This window comes from Escherichia sp. 94.0001 (assembly GCF_013369155.2).
GTDB lineage: Bacteria > Pseudomonadota > Gammaproteobacteria > Enterobacterales > Enterobacteriaceae > Escherichia > Escherichia coli_F.
Map to the genome: position 1 here is coordinate 1 of NZ_JABWMS020000037.1, position 18,650 is coordinate 18,650.

16 protein-coding genes and 1 pseudogene are annotated in these 18,650 nt (G+C 50.8%); 10 read left to right on the forward strand and 7 right to left on the reverse strand.

Annotation, left to right across the window (positions count from 1 at the left end; genetic code table 11):
• Positions 1-478 (forward strand): annotated as a pseudogene (locus tag HEN33_RS16175) (hypothetical protein); the annotation flags it as partial.
• Between the two features lie 144 nt (positions 479-622).
• Here HEN33_RS16175 and cyoE read toward each other — a convergent pair.
• The 7 genes from cyoE to HEN33_RS16210 form a co-directional block, all read right to left on the reverse strand.
• Positions 623-1,513, reverse strand: a complete 891-nt coding sequence (gene cyoE, locus HEN33_RS16180; protein WP_000971336.1) for a heme o synthase — start codon at positions 1,511-1,513, stop codon at positions 623-625.
• An 11-nt stretch (positions 1,514-1,524) separates the two neighbouring features.
• Positions 1,525-1,854, reverse strand: coding sequence for a cytochrome o ubiquinol oxidase subunit IV (locus HEN33_RS16185; protein WP_000019869.1), 330 nt, complete (start codon positions 1,852-1,854; stop codon positions 1,525-1,527).
• Positions 1,854-2,468 carry a cytochrome o ubiquinol oxidase subunit III gene (locus HEN33_RS16190; protein ID WP_000179807.1) on the reverse strand — a complete coding sequence of 205 codons (615 nt, stop codon included), beginning with the start codon at positions 2,466-2,468 and terminating at the stop codon, positions 1,854-1,856. The genes HEN33_RS16185 and HEN33_RS16190 overlap by 1 nt, the downstream gene beginning before the upstream one ends.
• Complete coding sequence (gene cyoB / locus HEN33_RS16195) at positions 2,458-4,449, reverse strand: cytochrome o ubiquinol oxidase subunit I (protein ID WP_000467180.1); 1,992 nt, start codon at positions 4,447-4,449, stop codon at positions 2,458-2,460. The genes HEN33_RS16190 and cyoB overlap by 11 nt, the downstream gene beginning before the upstream one ends.
• Before the next feature lie 21 nt (positions 4,450-4,470).
• Positions 4,471-5,418: a cytochrome o ubiquinol oxidase subunit II gene (gene cyoA / locus HEN33_RS16200; protein ID WP_001239441.1), complete on the reverse strand. Its 948-nt coding sequence runs from the start codon at positions 5,416-5,418 to the stop codon at positions 4,471-4,473.
• A gap of 460 nt (positions 5,419-5,878) precedes the next feature.
• Positions 5,879-7,354 (reverse strand): muropeptide MFS transporter AmpG, encoded by a 1,476-nt coding sequence (gene ampG / locus HEN33_RS16205; protein WP_176263573.1) that lies wholly within the window; start codon positions 7,352-7,354, stop codon positions 5,879-5,881.
• 43 nt (positions 7,355-7,397) lie between these two features.
• Complete coding sequence (locus HEN33_RS16210; RefSeq protein WP_001295326.1) at positions 7,398-7,976, reverse strand: lipoprotein; 579 nt, start codon at positions 7,974-7,976, stop codon at positions 7,398-7,400.
• Positions 7,977-8,280: 304 nt separating this feature from the next.
• On the opposite strand from HEN33_RS16210, the gene bolA reads away from it, so the two are divergent.
• From bolA to fadM, 9 genes are all read left to right on the forward strand, one after another.
• Entirely contained in the window at positions 8,281-8,598 is a 318-nt protein-coding gene (gene bolA, locus HEN33_RS16215) for a transcriptional regulator BolA (RefSeq protein ID WP_000973448.1), read from the forward strand.
• 343 nt (positions 8,599-8,941) lie between these two features.
• The gene (gene tig, locus HEN33_RS16220; protein WP_001198386.1) at positions 8,942-10,240 is read left to right on the forward strand and encodes a trigger factor; all 1,299 of its coding nucleotides are present in this window, start codon (positions 8,942-8,944) and stop codon (positions 10,238-10,240) included.
• Positions 10,241-10,486: 246 nt separating this feature from the next.
• The gene (gene clpP, locus HEN33_RS16225; RefSeq protein WP_000122253.1) at positions 10,487-11,110 is read left to right on the forward strand and encodes an ATP-dependent Clp endopeptidase proteolytic subunit ClpP; all 624 of its coding nucleotides are present in this window, start codon (positions 10,487-10,489) and stop codon (positions 11,108-11,110) included.
• 126 nt (positions 11,111-11,236) lie between these two features.
• Positions 11,237-12,511, forward strand: a complete 1,275-nt coding sequence (gene clpX, locus HEN33_RS16230) for an ATP-dependent protease ATP-binding subunit ClpX (protein WP_000130305.1) — start codon at positions 11,237-11,239, stop codon at positions 12,509-12,511.
• Positions 12,512-12,698: 187 nt separating this feature from the next.
• Positions 12,699-15,053, forward strand: coding sequence for an endopeptidase La (lon, locus tag HEN33_RS16235; protein ID WP_176263574.1), 2,355 nt, complete (start codon positions 12,699-12,701; stop codon positions 15,051-15,053).
• A gap of 190 nt (positions 15,054-15,243) precedes the next feature.
• On the forward strand, positions 15,244-15,534 hold the full coding sequence (gene hupB / locus HEN33_RS16240) for a nucleoid-associated protein HU-beta (protein WP_254892905.1): 291 nt from the start codon (positions 15,244-15,246) through the stop codon (positions 15,532-15,534).
• 191 nt (positions 15,535-15,725) lie between these two features.
• Entirely contained in the window at positions 15,726-17,597 is a 1,872-nt protein-coding gene (ppiD, locus tag HEN33_RS16245; RefSeq protein WP_176263575.1) for a peptidylprolyl isomerase, read from the forward strand.
• A 150-nt stretch (positions 17,598-17,747) separates the two neighbouring features.
• On the forward strand, positions 17,748-18,119 hold the full coding sequence (locus HEN33_RS16250) for a helix-hairpin-helix domain-containing protein (RefSeq protein ID WP_000680297.1): 372 nt from the start codon (positions 17,748-17,750) through the stop codon (positions 18,117-18,119).
• 105 nt (positions 18,120-18,224) lie between these two features.
• Positions 18,225-18,623: a long-chain acyl-CoA thioesterase FadM gene (fadM, locus tag HEN33_RS16255; RefSeq protein WP_001194534.1), complete on the forward strand. Its 399-nt coding sequence runs from the start codon at positions 18,225-18,227 to the stop codon at positions 18,621-18,623.
• Positions 18,624-18,650 lie beyond the last annotated feature (27 nt).

Genomic DNA, 18,650 nt, shown 5'->3' on the forward strand with positions numbered 1-18,650 from the left:
CCTGTTTACCTCTTTCTCAGGGAGTTTAGTCTCCAGGATTCCCGGGGCGGTTCAGAATCCGCGCACAGGTGGCGCTTGTATTGATGACGAAGATGGCGCATATGAATGCCAGTGTTTTCTCTGGAATAGCAACCCTAATATACAGCCGGTAAAAATCAGGCAGTGTCTGGTAGGTTATGTGATGACGATAAAAGATCTCGACGGTAGCGGGCGCGATCGCATTGCACTGGGGCCTGACTGGTGGAGTAGCGGCTGGCGAGTCATTTATCTTTATGACATCCAACAGGGACAATGGATTAAGACCATACCTTCATTTTCTATGAATATTAGTATTCAGGAAGGCGCAATGGCTGATGGATTGATAAAACCAGATCCTCAGCATCCAGGGATGATTCAAATAAAGGATGCCGACATTGATGAAGCTAGCGGTGAACCGACCATAAAAATCGAGACGCATAAGCTGTGGGAATTAAAATAAACAACCCGCAGGCGGCAGAGATGCTGTCTGATTTATGGCTCATGAGTTGGCTTTGCGCCCGATCGTAGCGCCTTGCAATTAGCATAATAAAAAACGCCCCGGATGCGTCATCCGGGGCGTTTTATCTTAGTGAACGTCGTGAATTTACCACACAGCAGCCAGCAGCGTATGCGAGTCCGGCACCATAAAATCAACGGACATCATTACCGAGAGGGCAGTGATGGCGATGATCGAGAAGCCGAACAGCTTGCGTGCCCAGATTCGATCATCAGCAACTTTATAACCACGCAGCGCCATACCTAACCACCAGACGCTAACCGCCGCGGCGACCACCAGATATTTATACCCAGCGTAACCGCCAAGAGAGAGCATCAGCGTGGCAACAGCAAAGGCGATGATATACAGCGTGATGTGGTTTTTCGCTACCGAAATGCCTTTCACCACCGGCAGTACCGGAATGTTTGCCGCCTGATAATCCTTAAAGCGGAAAATGGCGATGGCATAAGAATGAGGCATCTGCCACAGACTGAAGATAGCCAACAGGATTGCTGCGCCGCTATCGAACTCGCCTGTCACTGCACAGTAGCCAATCACCGGCGGCGCTGCGCCGGAGAGCGAACCAATCAACGTGCCGTAGACCGAGTGGCGTTTCATGTACAGGCTGTAGACGCCGACATAAACCACAAAGCCCATCACCCCCAGCCAGCAGGCCAGCGGATTCGCGCCAAACCACAGCAGCATAAAGCCAGCAATACCCAGCAAGGTGGCGTACACCAGCGAGACAGCAGGAGAGATCAGGCCTTTAACCAGCACCCGATTCTTCGTCCTTTCCATCTTTCTGTCGATATCCCTGTCGATGTAGTTGTTAAACACACAACCCGACGCCACAACCAGTGACACCCCAACCAGCGTGTAGATAAACAGGGGATAATCAATGCTGCCCTTTGAGGCCAGCAGGAATCCCCCAATCACCGAGATCAGGTTGCCAAAGATGATGCCTGGTTTCGTTACTTGCAGGTATTGCTTAAACATCATAACCGCCGCTCTTAGTGCATCATCATGTTGTAGTTGAGGTTCCACATAATCCAGATGGAGCCTACAACCAGGATAGCGATGATTAGCACGGTGAAGACAAACGCCGTCATGTTCCAGCCTTCATCTGATTTGGTATTCATGTGCAGGAAGCACACCAGATGCACCAGAACCTGTACCACTGCCATTGCCAGGATTGTTCCCAGAATTACGGCCGGAGAGGCAGCCCCTGTCATCACCATCCAGAACGGAATCACCGTCAGAATGATCGACAGGATAAAACCTGTCATGTAGGTTTTTACGCTGCCATGGGACGCGCCGCTGTGATCGGTAGAATGACTCATTACATCGCCCCCATCAGATAAACAACAGTGAACACACAGATCCAAACCACATCCAGGAAGTGCCAGAACAGGCTCAGACACATGATGCGGGTACGGTTAGTGCTGGTCAGGCCGCGACGGGCGATTTGCACCATCAGCACCGCCATCCAGATAAGACCGGAAGTGACGTGAAGACCGTGCGTGCCGACCAGCGCAAAGAACGCTGACAGGAAGCCGCTGCGATCCGGGCCCATGCCGTTAACAATCAGGTGATGGAATTCATAGATTTCCATCCCGATAAATCCGGCACCAAATAACCAGGTCAACGCCAGCCAGGAGATAACCTGGCTTTTGTTGTTTTTGTACATGGCGATAGCCGCCATGCCGTAGGTGATGGAGCTGAACAACAGCAAGAAAGTTTCAACCAGAACGAACGGCAGTTCGAAAATGTCCTTACCTGTCGGGCCACCTGCGGTGCCGTTCACCAGAACGGCATAGGTAGCAAACAAGATAGAGAACAGAATGCAGTCGCTCATCAGGTAGATCCAAAATCCGAAGATTTTGTTTCCGCCTGCATCGTGGTGCCCGTGTTCGTGCGCGTGGGCAGTCGCGTGCGTCAAAGTATCAGTTGCCATTTTTCAGCCCTGCCTTAGTAATCTCATCGAAATGCTGGTTTTCCAGTTTTTCGATTTCTGCCACCGGCACGTAGTAATCCACGTCCTCGTCGAAGCTTTTCACGATCCAGGTGATGATCATGCCTGCGAAGCCAACAATCGCCAGCCACCAGATATGCCAAATCATGGCGAAACCGAAGATGGTGGAGAAAGCCGCAATGACGATACCGGCGCCGCTGTTTTTTGGCATATGAATTTCTTCATAGTGGTCTGGCTTTTTGTACGCTTCGCCTTTCTCTTTCATTTCCCAGAATGCATCACGCTCGTGAACGTGCGGCACAACGGCAAAGTTATAGAACGGAGGCGGGGAAGAGGTTGCCCACTCCAGCGTACGGCCACCCCACGGGTCGCCGGTCAGGTCACGGTTCTGGTCGCGGTCGCGAATAGAAACGTACATCTGAATAACGAGGCAGAGAATACCCAGCGCAATCAGTACTGCACCGCTGGCGGCAATCATCAGCATGGTGTGGAACTGCGGGTCAATCTGCTGGCTCAAGCGACGGGTCATACCCATGAAGCCCAGCGCATACAGCGGCATAAAGGCAACGAAGAAGCCGATGATCCAGAACCAGAACGCGCGTTTACCCCAGGTTTCGTTCAGTTTGAAACCGAACGCTTTAGGCCACCAGTAGGTCATCCCTGCGAAGCAGCCGAACACCACGCCGCCGATGATCACGTTATGGAAGTGCGCAATCAGGAACAGGCTGTTATGCAGAACGAAGTCCGCGCCAGGTACTGCCAGCAGCACGCCTGTCATACCGCCCACCGAGAAGGTGACGATAAAACCGATGGTCCACAGCATCGCAGAATGGAACACGATGCGGCCCTGATACATGGTGAACAGCCAGTTGAAGATCTTCACCCCGGTCGGGATGGCGATAATCATCGTGGTGATACCAAAGAAGGCGTTTACGTTCGCGCCCGCACCCATCGTAAAGAAGTGGTGCAGCCAGACGATGAACGACAGCACGGTGATACAGACGGTTGCCCATACCAGCGAGGTATAACCAAACAGACGTTTACGCGAGAAGGTTGCCGCAATTTCGGAGAACACACCGAAAACAGGCAGGATCAGGATGTAAACTTCCGGGTGGCCCCAGGCCCAAATCAGGTTGATGTACATCATCATGTTGCCACCCATATCGTTGGTAAAGAAATGGGTGCCCAGATAGCGATCCAGGGTCAACAACGCGACGGTAACCGTCAGAATTGGGAAGGAAGCAATAATCAGTACGTTCGCGCACAGAGATGCCCAGGTAAATACTGGCATCTTGAACATGGTCATGCCCGGTGCGCGCATCTTCAGAATGGTAACGAAGAAGTTGATACCGGTAAGCGTCGTACCTATACCGGATAGCTGGAGACTCCATATCCAGTAATCGACACCGACTCCCGGACTGTACTCTATTCCCGATAGCGGTGGATACGCCAGCCAGCCGGTCTGCGCAAATTCGCCCACGCCGAGAGAAACGTTTACCAGAATCACACCAACAACGGTAAACCAGAAGCTTAAGTTGTTGAGGAACGGGAACGCAACATCACGCGCGCCGATCTGCAGCGGAACCACCAGGTTCATCAGACCGATAACGAAAGGCATCGCCACGAAGAAGATCATAATCACGCCGTGCGCGGTGAAGATCTGATCGTAGTGGTGAGGTGGCAGGAAGCCCGCTTCGCCCGCAGAGGCAAGGGCCTGCTGGCTACGCATCATAATGGCGTCAGCAAAACCACGCAGCAACATCACAATCGCCACGATGATATACATGATACCGAGGCGTTTATGGTCAACGGAGGTCAGCCACTCTTTCCACAGGTAGGTCCACTTACCGAAGTAAGTGATCAGGCCAACGAGCGCCAGACCTCCCAAAATAATGCCAGCGATCGTAACCATGACGATAGGTTCATGGAACGGGACTGCATCAAGTGATAATTTTCCGAACATCTTTATTCTTCCTCAACCCCTTTAATGGGCGGATTCCGCGTGGCTCATGTCCATGCCTTCCATACCTTCGTGTGCGCTGTGCTCACCTTCTGGCTGGGTCATGTCCATGCTCTTACCGTGAGCCATAAACTTGTTAATCACATCGGCAAACAAGTCTGGTTTCACGTTGGAGAAATATTCCACCTGGTTGTATTCGCTAGGCGCGGCCAGTTTTTCGAACGCTGCCATGTCAGACATGGTGTTCGGCGACTGTTTCGCTTTTGCGACCCACTGGTCGAATTCGGCGCGATCCGGTGTTGCAATAGCTTTGAACTTCATGCCTGAGAAGCCCGGGCCGCTGTAGCTGGCGGAGATACCGTCATAAGTGCCGGGTTCGTTGGCGATCAGATGCAGGCGAGTCTGCATACCGGCCATGGCATAAATCTGGCTACCCAGACGCGGAATGAAGAAGGAGTTCATCACGGAGTTGGAGGTCACTTTGAAGTACACCGGAGTGTTCGCCGGGAACGCGATTTCATTCACGGTAGCAATGCCCTGTTCCGGGTAGATGAAGAACCATTTCCAGTCCATGGAAACCACTTCGATGGTAATGGGCTTCTCGTCGTGTGCCAGCGGCTTGCTAGGCTCAAGAGCGTGAGTGGTTTTCCAGGTCAGTACCGCAAGGAAGATGATGATTAAGATAGGTACCGTCCAGACCACAGCTTCCACTTTATTGGAGTGTGACCAGTTCGGGCTGTACTTAGCATCTTTATTGCTCGCACGGTACTTCCAGGCGAAACCAACAGCCATCAAGATTGCGGGAATAACGACAATCAACATCAGGCCAAATGCCGTCAGTATCAGTGAACGTTGCTCCAGACCAATCTGTCCTTTGGGATCTAACAGCGCAGAATTACAGCCACTGAGCAATACAGTGCCTGCAAATAATGACAACCATCCCAAACTTTTATTGTATTTCCTGAGTCTCATTTAACGACCTCAATTCCACGGGATCTGGTGGCGTTTAAAGTGTGTGGGCATTTTACGGGAAGGTTACATTACTGTAAACATGATTAAATTCCTGTTACTTGGATTTGGCTGCCAGGTCACATATGTTGCAAAACATATCAAGTTGATTTTAAGAAGCTGTTGCAAAAGGGCGTTATAACGAAAGGGGAGTGCAGAAGGAGTCTGAGCGGGCAATTGGTATAACCAATGCTAAATAAAACATTTATTTAACAAATAATTATCATTAAGGTGACAATTGGGTGGTGGGGAAATAAAGTCTCATTAGCTGAATCGTGTAAGAAAAAATAGAATTCATAAATGGTGTCAATAATTTCCAAACACTAAGCCGCACAAAAGAACAAATATTAATAAGCGATGCTGATGTTTATTTAGCCGTAATAATTACGGCGAGTGATTACTACAGCTAAATAATATTTACAGATTACGTCAGATGCGTTTTTCGTAGCGCCAGATAATCCAGCAAACCACCAAGCACGACGCCAGAAAGGGCGACTAAAACCCCGACTTCCAGCAGAGCAGGCAGAAAAGAGAAGTGCGTCAAATCCAGCGCGTCCATCGTCAACAGCAGTAACCACACGGTCAACAGGCTGACGCCCGCCGCCAGTGTCCACATGGCAAAGGCATAACCTGACGGATACTCGGTGCGGGAGATAAAGTTGTCATTTACTCGTGTATATTCAAGCGTCTGGCGACAAATCAGCAGCAAAATAAGCCCTGGTACGGCAGCGGCGACGGAGAACAGATAGAATGTCGACCAGCCGTGTGCTTCAACAAACCAACCCGCCACGGGGCCGACATAAACTCGCCCTACAGCAGAAAGCGCTGAGAGCAGGGCAAATTGAGTAGCGGAAAATGACTTATTACACAGCGTCATTAACAGCGCGACAAAGGCTGATGTACCCATCCCGCCACAGAGGTTTTCGAAAAAGACGGCTGCACCCATGCTGTAGAGATGCTTATCAGTAATCGACAGCAGCCAGTAACCGGCGTTAGATGCACCTTGTAAAATGCCGAAAATCAGCAGTGCACGGAACAGCGACAGGCGCTGCATCAAAATCCCACCGTACAATGCGCCAACAATGGTCGCCAGTAAGCCAAGCGTTTTGTTAACCACGCCTACTTCACCCGCATCAAACCCGACGCCGCGAATCAAAAACGTGGTTGTCAGGCTCATAGCGAATGCGTCGCCCAGCTTATACAGCACGATAAGAAGCAAAATAAGCCAGGCATTATTGCGACCAAAGAAATCTCGCAGAGGTGCAACAACCGCTTGTTCCAGCGTTTTGGGCACAGGAATGGTGTCGGTGGGTTCTGGTGCAAGCAACGTCGCGATAATACAGGGGATCAACAGCGCCGCCATCAACCAGTACATGCCCTGCCAGCCCAGCCATTTATCTGCCAGCCACAGGGCTAAGCCGCCGGAAACCAGCATCCCTAAACGGTAACCCAGCACGCTGATTGCCGCGCCCGCACCACGCTCTTCTGCCGGGAGCACATCGGTTTTCCACGCATCGAAGACAATATCCTGGGAGGCAGAGCAAAAAGCGATCACCACCGCCAGTGCCGCCATCCAGCGGAGCTGGGTGCCTGGTTCGAGAAAACCCATCGCCGCAATAGCGACTAATAACAGGATTTGCGTGGCGAGCAGCCAACCGCGCCGCCGCCCGAAAAATGGGGGCGTGTAGCGGTCCATCAGCGGTGACCAGAGGAATTTAAAAACGTAAGCCTGGCCTACCAGAGAGAAGAAACCAATGGTTTTAAGATCGATATTCTCGACCGTCATCCAGGCCTGTAAGGTGCCGGATGTCAGGGCGAGCGGTAGCCCGGAAGCAAAACCCAGAATCAGCAATATGGCTGAACGTGGCTGTTGAAAAATACGTAAATATTGACTGGACATGGGCGTCTACAGGCCCGGTTTGCACCGGGCCAGAGGGCAGAAATTAACGCGCGTTCTGCTTGATGAATTCGTGGATGCTGGTGTCCTGAGACATATCAGCGATGGTATCGGTCAGCACACTGTTAACCGCATCGGCGATATTTTTGTTGGAGGCCTGGAACGCACCTTCAACGTTGTAGCTGGCACGATAGTTTTTGGTCATTTTGTTGCCATTCTGCGCGGTAGCGATGATAGCGATATCCGCTTTGGTGGCGATGTTATAGCGCACGTTGCCCTGGGACACGTCAGCATACAGTTGGCTAACGATGATTTGCAGATTAACCGGGCCATTCGGACCAACCATGTAACCACGCGCGGTCATCTGTTTTTCCAGTACTTCTTGCAGCAGGAAACGCAGATCGCGGGAGGCGGTCAGGGTAACGATTTGATTATCGCGGGTGACTTTTGCCAGCGCCTGATCGGTACGCTGATCGGCACCATTAATGCTTACGGTGACGCCCATCAGGCTTGGATCCTGCTGTGGCAGTGTTATCGTCGGTGAAACTTCAATAGTTGTTGGCGGTTTTGCGCATCCTGCAAGCATAAACAGAGCAACTAACGGGAAGAGGATTTTTTTGAACATGTTCGGGCTCTCAGAGACTCTAAAGCGTGTTTGGTAAAAATTCCCGCCATCATAACATTGCCAACGGCGAGGGGAAGTGGGTAAGGCATGTAAATTCATCATGTTGACGAAATAATCGCCCCTGGTAAAAGAAACGCTGATGCGAGGTCTGTGTTTCAATCTTTAAATCAGTAAACTTCATACGCTTGACGGAAAAACCAGGACGAAACCTAAATATTTGTTGTTAAGCTGCAATGGAAACGGTAAAAGCGGCTAGTATTTAAAGGGATGGATGACATCTCAGCGTTGTCGGAGGAGATATTTCATGATGATACGTGAGCGGATAGAAGAAAAATTAAGGGCGGCGTTCCAACCCGTATTCCTCGAAGTAGTGGATGAAAGCTATCGTCACAATGTCCCAGCCGGCTCTGAAAGCCATTTTAAAGTTGTGCTGGTCAGCGATCGTTTTACGGGTGAACGTTTTCTGAATCGTCATCGAATGATTTACAGTACTTTAGCGGAGGAACTCTCTACTACCGTTCATGCGCTGGCTCTGCATACTTACACTATTAAGGAGTGGGAAGGGTTGCAGGACACCGTCTTTGCCTCTCCTCCCTGTCGTGGAGCAGGAAGCATCGCGTAAAAACGCATTTGCAACTGTCGGCGCTTTTCCAGTATGTTGCTAAAGATTTTATGAAAAACGGCCTGCGGGCCGTTTTGTTTTGTCTGGATTTTGCGCTTTTTGCCCAGCATTCAGACGAAAATTGCCCGGGAATTGTGAAAAAATACGCGACAGCGCGCAATAACCGTTCTCGACTCATAAAAGTGATGCCGCTATAATGCCGCGTCCTATTTGAATGCTTTCGGGATGATTCTGGTAACAGGGAATGTGATTGATTATAAGAACATCCCGGTTCCGCGAAGCCAACAACCTGTGCTTGCGGGGTAAGAGTTGACCGAGCACTGTGATTTTTTGAGGTAACAAGATGCAAGTTTCAGTTGAAACCACTCAAGGCCTTGGCCGCCGTGTAACGATTACTATCGCTGCTGACAGCATCGAGACCGCTGTTAAAAGCGAGCTGGTCAACGTTGCGAAAAAAGTACGTATTGACGGCTTCCGCAAAGGCAAAGTGCCAATGAATATCGTTGCTCAGCGTTATGGCGCGTCTGTACGCCAGGACGTTCTGGGTGACCTGATGAGCCGTAACTTCATTGACGCCATCATTAAAGAAAAAATCAATCCGGCTGGCGCACCGACTTATGTTCCGGGCGAATACAAGCTGGGTGAAGACTTCACCTACTCTGTAGAGTTTGAAGTTTATCCGGAAGTTGAACTGCAGGGTCTGGAAGCGATCGAAGTTGAAAAACCGATCGTTGAAGTGACCGACGCTGACGTTGACGGCATGCTGGATACTCTGCGTAAACAGCAGGCGACCTGGAAAGAAAAAGACGGCGCTGTTGAAGCAGAAGACCGCGTAACCATCGACTTCACCGGTTCTGTAGACGGCGAAGAGTTCGAAGGCGGTAAAGCGTCTGATTTCGTACTGGCGATGGGCCAGGGTCGTATGATCCCGGGCTTTGAAGACGGTATCAAAGGCCACAAAGCTGGCGAAGAGTTCACCATCGACGTGACCTTCCCGGAAGAGTACCACGCAGAAAACCTGAAAGGTAAAGCAGCGAAATTCGCTATCAACCTGAAGAAAGTTGAAGAGCGTGAACTGCCGGAACTGACTGCAGAATTCATCAAACGTTTCGGCGTTGAAGATGGTTCCGTAGAAGGTCTGCGCGCTGAAGTGCGTAAAAACATGGAGCGCGAGCTGAAGAGCGCCATCCGTAACCGCGTTAAGTCTCAGGCGATCGAAGGTCTGGTAAAAGCTAACGACATCGACGTACCGGCTGCGCTGATCGACAGCGAAATCGACGTTCTGCGTCGCCAGGCTGCACAGCGTTTCGGCGGTAACGAAAAACAGGCTCTGGAACTGCCGCGCGAACTGTTCGAAGAACAAGCTAAACGCCGCGTAGTTGTTGGCCTGCTGCTGGGCGAAGTTATCCGCACCAACGAGCTGAAAGCTGACGAAGAACGCGTTAAAGGCCTGATCGAAGAGATGGCTTCTGCGTACGAAGATCCGAAAGAAGTTATCGAGTTCTACAGCAAAAACAAAGAACTGATGGACAACATGCGCAATGTTGCTCTGGAAGAACAGGCTGTTGAAGCTGTACTGGCGAAAGCGAAAGTGACTGAAAAAGAAACCACTTTCAACGAGCTGATGAACCAGCAGGCGTAATTTACGCAGCATAACGCGCTAAATTCGCACAAAGGCCCATCACCGCCAGGTGGTGGGTCTTTTTTTTGTCATGAATTTTGCATGGAACCGTGCGAAAAGCCTCTTTCGGTGTTAGCGTAACAACAAAAGATTGTTATGCTTGAAATATGGTGATGCCGTACCCATAACACAGGGACTAGCTGATAATCCGTCCATAAGGTTACAATCGGTACAGCAGGTTTTTTCAATTTTATCCAGGAGACGGAAATGTCATACAGCGGCGAACGAGATAACTTTGCACCCCATATGGCGCTGGTGCCGATGGTCATTGAACAGACCTCACGTGGTGAGCGCTCTTTTGATATCTATTCTCGTCTACTTAAGGAACGCGTCATTTTTCTGACTGGCCAGGTTGAAGACCACATGGCTAACCTGATTGTGGCGCAGATGCTGTTCCTGGAAGCAGAAAACCCAGAAAAAGATATCTATCTGTACATTAACTCCCCAGGCGGGGTGATCACTGCCGGGATGTCTATCTATGACACCATGCAGTTTATCAAGCCTGATGTCAGCACCATCTGCATGGGCCAGGCGGCCTCGATGGGCGCTTTCTTGCTGACCGCCGGGGCAAAAGGTAAACGTTTCTGCCTGCCGAATTCGCGCGTGATGATTCACCAGCCGTTGGGCGGCTACCAGGGCCAGGCGACCGATATCGAAATTCATGCCCGTGAAATTCTGAAAGTTAAAGGGCGTATGAATGAACTTATGGCGCTTCATACGGGTCAATCATTAGAACAGATTGAACGTGACACCGAGCGCGATCGCTTCCTTTCCGCCCCTGAAGCGGTGGAATACGGTCTGGTCGATTCGATTCTGACCCATCGTAATTGATGCCAGAGGCGCAACTGTGCCGCTATACTTATCCAGGGCGGCACAACGCTATAAAGCGGCTTGCGCCTGAGAATGGCATTTGCGTCGTCGTGTGCGGCACAAAGAACAAAGAAGAGGTTTTGACCCATGACAGATAAACGCAAAGATGGCTCAGGCAAATTGCTGTATTGCTCTTTTTGCGGCAAAAGCCAGCATGAAGTGCGCAAGCTGATTGCCGGTCCATCCGTGTATATCTGCGACGAATGTGTTGATTTATGTAACGACATCATTCGCGAAGAGATTAAAGAAGTTGCACCGCATCGTGAACGCAGTGCGCTACCGACGCCGCATGAAATTCGCAACCACCTGGACGATTACGTTATCGGTCAGGAACAGGCGAAAAAAGTGCTGGCGGTCGCGGTATACAACCACTACAAACGTCTGCGCAACGGAGATACCAGCAATGGTGTCGAGTTGGGCAAAAGTAACATTCTGCTGATCGGTCCGACCGGTTCCGGTAAAACGCTGCTGGCCGAAACGCTGGCGCGCCTGCTGGACGTCCCGTTCACCATGGCCGATGCAACCACGCTGACCGAAGCCGGTTATGTGGGCGAAGACGTTGAAAACATCATTCAGAAGCTGTTGCAAAAGTGCGATTACGACGTACAGAAAGCGCAGCGCGGGATTGTCTACATCGATGAAATCGACAAGATTTCTCGTAAGTCAGACAACCCGTCCATTACCCGAGACGTTTCCGGTGAAGGCGTACAGCAGGCACTGTTGAAACTGATCGAAGGTACGGTAGCTGCTGTTCCACCGCAAGGTGGGCGTAAACATCCGCAGCAGGAATTCTTGCAGGTTGATACCTCTAAGATCCTGTTTATCTGTGGCGGTGCGTTTGCCGGTCTGGATAAAGTGATTTCCCATCGTGTAGAAACAGGCTCCGGCATTGGTTTTGGTGCGACGGTAAAAGCGAAATCTGACAAAGCAAGTGAAGGCGAGCTGCTGGCGCAGGTTGAACCGGAAGATCTGATCAAGTTTGGTCTGATCCCTGAGTTCATTGGTCGTCTGCCGGTTGTCGCAACGTTGAATGAACTGAGCGAAGAAGCTCTGATTCAGATCCTCAAAGAGCCGAAAAACGCCCTGACCAAGCAGTATCAGGCGCTGTTTAATCTGGAAGGCGTGGATCTGGAATTCCGTGACGAGGCGCTGGATGCTATCGCTAAGAAAGCGATGGCGCGTAAAACCGGTGCCCGTGGCCTGCGTTCCATCGTAGAAGCCGCACTGCTCGATACCATGTACGATCTGCCGTCCATGGAAGACGTCGAAAAAGTGGTTATCGACGAATCGGTAATTGATGGTCAAAGCAAGCCGTTGCTGATTTATGGCAAGCCGGAAGCGCAACAGGCATCTGGTGAATAATTAACCATTCCCATACAATTAGTTAACCAAAAAGGGGGGATTTTATCTCCCCTTTAATTTTTCCTCTATTCTCGGCGTTGAATGTGGGGGAAACATCCCCATATACTGACGTACATGTTAATAGATGGCGTGAAGCACAGTCGTGTCATCTGATTACCTGGCGGAAATTAAACTAAGAGAGAGCTCTATGAATCCTGAGCGTTCTGAACGCATTGAAATCCCCGTATTGCCGCTGCGCGATGTGGTGGTTTATCCGCACATGGTCATCCCCTTATTTGTCGGGCGGGAAAAATCTATCCGTTGTCTGGAAGCGGCGATGGACCATGATAAAAAAATTATGCTGGTCGCGCAGAAAGAAGCTTCAACGGATGAGCCGGGTGTAAACGATCTTTTCACCGTCGGGACCGTGGCCTCTATATTGCAGATGCTGAAACTGCCTGACGGCACCGTCAAAGTGCTGGTCGAGGGGTTACAGCGCGCGCGTATTTCTGCGCTCTCTGACAATGGCGAACACTTTTCTGCGAAGGCGGAGTATCTGGAGTCGCCGACCATTGATGAGCGGGAACAGGAAGTGCTGGTGCGTACTGCAATCAGCCAGTTCGAAGGCTACATCAAGCTGAACAAAAAAATTCCACCAGAAGTGCTGACGTCGCTGAACAGCATCGACGATCCGGCGCGTCTGGCGGATACCATTGCTGCGCATATGCCGCTGAAACTGGCTGACAAACAGTCTGTTCTGGAGATGTCCGACGTCAACGAACGTCTGGAATATCTGATGGCGATGATGGAATCGGAAATCGATCTGCTGCAGGTTGAGAAACGCATTCGCAACCGCGTTAAAAAGCAGATGGAGAAATCCCAGCGTGAGTACTATCTGAACGAGCAAATGAAAGCTATTCAGAAAGAACTCGGTGAAATGGACGACGCGCCGGACGAAAACGAAGCCCTGAAGCGCAAAATCGACGCGGCGAAAATGCCGAAAGAGGCAAAAGAGAAAGCGGAAGCAGAGTTGCAGAAGCTGAAAATGATGTCTCCGATGTCGGCAGAAGCGACCGTAGTGCGTGGTTATATCGACTGGATGGTACAGGTACCGTGGAATGCGCGTAGCAAGGTCAAAAAAGACCTGCGTCAGGCGCAGGAAATCCTTGATACCGACCATTATGGTCTGGAGCGCGTGAAAGATCGCATCCTTGAGTATCTTGCGGTTCAAAGCCGTGTCAACAAAATCAAGGGACCGATCCTCTGCCTGGTAGGGCCGCCGGGGGTAGGTAAAACTTCTCTTGGTCAGTCCATCGCCAAAGCTACCGGACGTAAATATGTTCGTATGGCGCTGGGCGGCGTGCGTGACGAAGCGGAAATCCGTGGTCACCGCCGTACTTACATCGGTTCTATGCCGGGTAAACTGATCCAGAAAATGGCGAAAGTGGGCGTGAAAAACCCGCTGTTCCTGCTCGATGAGATCGACAAAATGTCTTCTGACATGCGAGGCGATCCGGCTTCCGCACTGCTTGAAGTGCTGGATCCAGAGCAGAACGTAGCGTTCAGCGACCACTACCTGGAAGTGGATTACGATCTCAGCGACGTGATGTTTGTCGCGACGTCGAATTCCATGAACATTCCGGCACCGCTGCTGGATCGTATGGAAGTGATTCGCCTCTCCGGTTATACCGAAGATGAAAAACTGAACATCGCCAAACGTCACCTGCTGCCAAAGCAGATTGAACGTAATGCACTGAAAAAAGGTGAGCTGACCGTCGACGATAGCGCCATTATCGGCATTATTCGTTACTACACCCGTGAGGCGGGCGTACGTGGTGTGGAACGTGAAATCTCCAAACTGTGCCGCAAAGCGGTTAAGCAGTTACTGCTCGATAAGTCATTAAAACATATCGAAATTAACGGCGATAACCTGCATGACTACCTCGGTGTTCAGCGTTTCGACTATGGACGCGCGGATAACGAAAACCGTGTCGGTCAGGTAACCGGTCTGGCGTGGACGGAAGTGGGCGGTGACTTACTTACCATTGAAACCGCGTGCGTTCCGGGTAAAGGCAAACTGACCTATACCGGTTCGCTCGGCGAAGTAATGCAAGAGTCCATTCAGGCGGCGTTAACGGTGGTTCGTGCGCGTGCGGAAAAACTGGGGATCAACCCTGATTTTTACGAAAAACGCGACATCCACGTCCACGTACCGGAAGGTGCGACGCCAAAAGATGGTCCGAGTGCCGGTATTGCTATGTGCACCGCGCTGGTTTCTTGCCTGACCGGTAACCCGGTTCGTGCCGATGTGGCAATGACCGGTGAGATCACTCTGCGTGGTCAGGTACTGCCGATCGGTGGTTTGAAAGAAAAACTACTGGCAGCGCATCGTGGCGGGATTAAAACAGTGTTAATTCCGTTCGAAAATAAACGCGATCTGGAAGAGATTCCTGACAACGTAATTGCTGATCTGGACATTCATCCTGTGAAACGCATTGAGGAAGTTCTGACTCTGGCGCTGCAAAATGAACCGTCTGGCATGCAGGTTGTGACTGCAAAATAGTGACCTCGCGCAAAATGCACTAATAAAAACAGGGCTGGCAGGCTAATTCGGACTTGCCAGCCTTTTTTTGTCTCGCTAAGTTAGATGGCGGATTGGGCTTGCCCTTATTAAGGGGTGTTGTAAGGGGATGGCTGGCCTGATATAACTGCTGCGCGTTCGTACCTTGAAGGATTCAAGTGCGATATAAATTATAAAGAGGAAGAGAAGAGTGAATAAATCTCAATTGATCGACAAGATTGCTGCAGGGGCTGATATCTCTAAAGCTGCGGCTGGCCGTGCGTTAGATGCTATTATTGCTTCCGTAACTGAATCTCTGAAAGAAGGGGATGATGTAGCACTGGTAGGTTTTGGTACTTTTGCCGTTAAAGAGCGTGCTGCCCGTACTGGCCGCAACCCGCAGACCGGTAAAGAGATCACCATCGCTGCCGCTAAAGTACCGAGCTTCCGTGCAGGTAAAGCACTGAAAGACGCGGTAAACTAAGCGTTGTCCCCAGTGGGGATGTGACGAAGTTCAAGGGCGCATCTACTGATGTGCCTTTTTTATTTGTATTCGGTGACTTTCTGCGTCTTGTGGGCTGACAATTGCCCCCGTTTCTTGTCACAATAGGCCTTTGCGCGCATCGATACGTTGCGTGAGGTACACAGTCATCTACAGCGGAGTGTTGTTACACCATGATGGACAGCTTACGCACGGCTGCAAACAGTCTCGTGCTCAAGATTATTTTCGGTATCATTATCGTGTCGTTCATATTGACCGGCGTGAGTGGTTACCTGATTGGCGGAGGCAATAACTACGCCGCAAAAGTGAATGACCAGGAAATCAGCCGTGGGCAGTTCGAGAACGCCTTCAACAGCGAGCGTAATCGCATGCAGCAACAGCTGGGCGATCAATACTCTGAGCTTGCAGCGAACGAAGGCTATATGAAAACCCTGCGTCAACAGGTGCTGAATCGTCTGATCGACGAGGCGCTGCTGGATCAGTACGCTCGTGAGCTGAAACTGGGTATCAGTGATGAGCAGGTTAAACAGGCGATTTTCGCGACCCCAGCCTTCCAGGTTGACGGCAAATTTGATAACAGCCGCTATAACGGTATCCTCAACCAGATGGGGATGACCGCCGATCAGTACGCCCAGGCGCTACGTAACCAGCTCACTACCCAACAGCTGATTAACGGCGTTGCCGGTACCGATTTTATGCTGAAAGGTGAAACCGACGAGCTGGCGGCACTGGTAGCTCAACAACGCGTGGTACGTGAAGCGACTATCGATGTTAACGCGCTGGCGGCGAAGCAGCCTGTGACCGAACAGGAAATTGCCAGCTACTACGAACAAAACAAAAACAATTTCATGACGCCGGAACAATTCCGCGTGAGTTACATCAAGCTGGATGCCGCAACGATGCAGCAACCGGTTAGCGATGCGGATATCCAGAGCTACTACGATCAGCATCAGGATCAATTCACCCAGCCGCAGCGTACCCGCTACAGCATCATCCAGACCAAAACTGAAGATGAAGCGAAAGCGGTACTTGATGAGCTGAATAAAGGCGGTGATTTTGCTGCGTTAGCCAAAGAAAAATCTGCCGATATTATCTCTGCCCGTAACGGCGGCGATATGGGTTGGTTAGAAGATGCCACTATCCCGGACGAACTGAAAAATGCTGGTCTGAAAGAAAAAGGCCAACTCTCTGGTGTCATCAAATCTTCGGTCGGTTTCCTGATTGTACGTCTGGACGACATTCAGCCAGCGAAAGTGAAGTCGTTAGACGAAGTGCGTGACGATGTCGTGGCGAAAGTGAAACACGATAAAGCCCTCGATGCGTACTACGCACTGCAGCAGAAAGTGAGCGATGCAGCAAGCAATGATACCGAGTCTCTGGCCGGTGCAGAGCAAGCTGCGGGCGTAAAAGCCACTCAGACGGGTTGGTTCAGCAAAGATAACCTGCCGGAAGAGTTGAACTTTAAGCCGGTTGCAGACGCTATCTTTAACGGCGGTCTGGTAGGTGAAAACGGCGCACCGGGCATCAACTCTGACATCATCACCGTAGACGGCGACCGCGCATTCGTGCTGCGCATCAGCGAGCACAAACCGGAAGCGGTGAAACCGTTGGCAGATGTTCAGGAACAAGTTAAGGCACTGGTTCAGCACAACAAAGCTGAACAACAGGCGAAAGTGGATGCTGAAAAACTGCTGGTTGATTTGAAAGCCGGCAAAGGTGCAGAAGCTATGCAGGCCGCCGGTCTGAAATTTGGCGAGCCGAAAACCTTAAGCCGTTCCGGTCGTGACCCGATTAGCCAGGCGGCGTTTGCACTGCCACTGCCAGCGAAAGACAAACCGAGCTACGGTATGGCGACCGATATGCAAGGTAATGTGGTTCTGCTGGCGCTGGATGAAGTGAAACAAGGTTCAATGCCGGAAGATCAGAAAAAAGCGATGGTGCAGGGTATCACCCAGAACAACGCACAAATCGTCTTTGAAGCTCTGATGAGTAACCTGCGTAAAGAGGCGAAAATCAAAATTGGCGATGCGCTGGAACAGCAATAATCCTGAAGCCGCCTCGCAAAAAAATGCTTTGCAGCTGTAACAAGAAAAGGTCGCTTTCGCGGCCTTTTCCATTTCTGAACATTGCCATTTGTTTCCTGTTTTCACTGCCGTTAAGGTGATTCCACTGTTAACAAACAAGGAGAAAACAGTATGAAACACGGAATTAAAGCACTGCTCATTACCCTGTCCCTGGCCTGTGCCGGAATGTCTCATAGCGCGCTGGCGGCAGCTCCTGCGGCGAAACCGACAACGGTAGAAACCAAAGCGGAAGCTCCTGCAGCACAAAGTAAAGCAGCAGTACCGACTAAAGCCAGTGACGAAGAAGGTACCCGGGTCAGCATTAATAATGCCAGCGCGGAAGAGTTAGCCCGCGCGATGAATGGCGTTGGCCTGAAGAAGGCGCAGGCGATTGTCAGTTATCGCGAAGAGTACGGTCCGTTTAAAACGGTGGAGGATCTCAAGCAGGTGCCGGGGATGGGCAATTCGCTGGTGGAACGTAATCTGGCGGTATTAACCCTGTAATTAATTTGCATAGTGGCAAATTTTTGCCAGACTGAAGAGGTCATACCAGTTATGACCTCTGCACTTATAACAGTTCTTATAACAACAACGTAAGGTTATTGCGCTATGCAAACACAAATCAAAGTTCGTGGATATCATCTCGACGTTTACCAGCACGTAAACAACGCCCGCTACCTTGAGTTTCTCGAAGAAGCCCGCTGGGATGGGTTGGAAAATAGCGACAGTTTTCAGTGGATGACGGCCCATAACATCGCCTTCGTCGTGGTCAATATCAATATTAACTATCGTCGCCCGGCGGTATTAAGCGACCTGTTAACCATTACCAGTCAGTTGCAGCAATTAAACGGTAAAAGCGGCATCTTAAGCCAGGTCATTACACTGGAGCCGGAAGGGCAGGTGGTCGCGGATGCGCTTATTACGTTTGTTTGTATTGATCTTAAAACGCAGAAAGCATTAGCTCTGGAAGGGGAATTGCGCGAAAAGCTGGAGCAGATGGTTAAGTAAACGTTTTGTGGTGCCGGATGCTCAAGC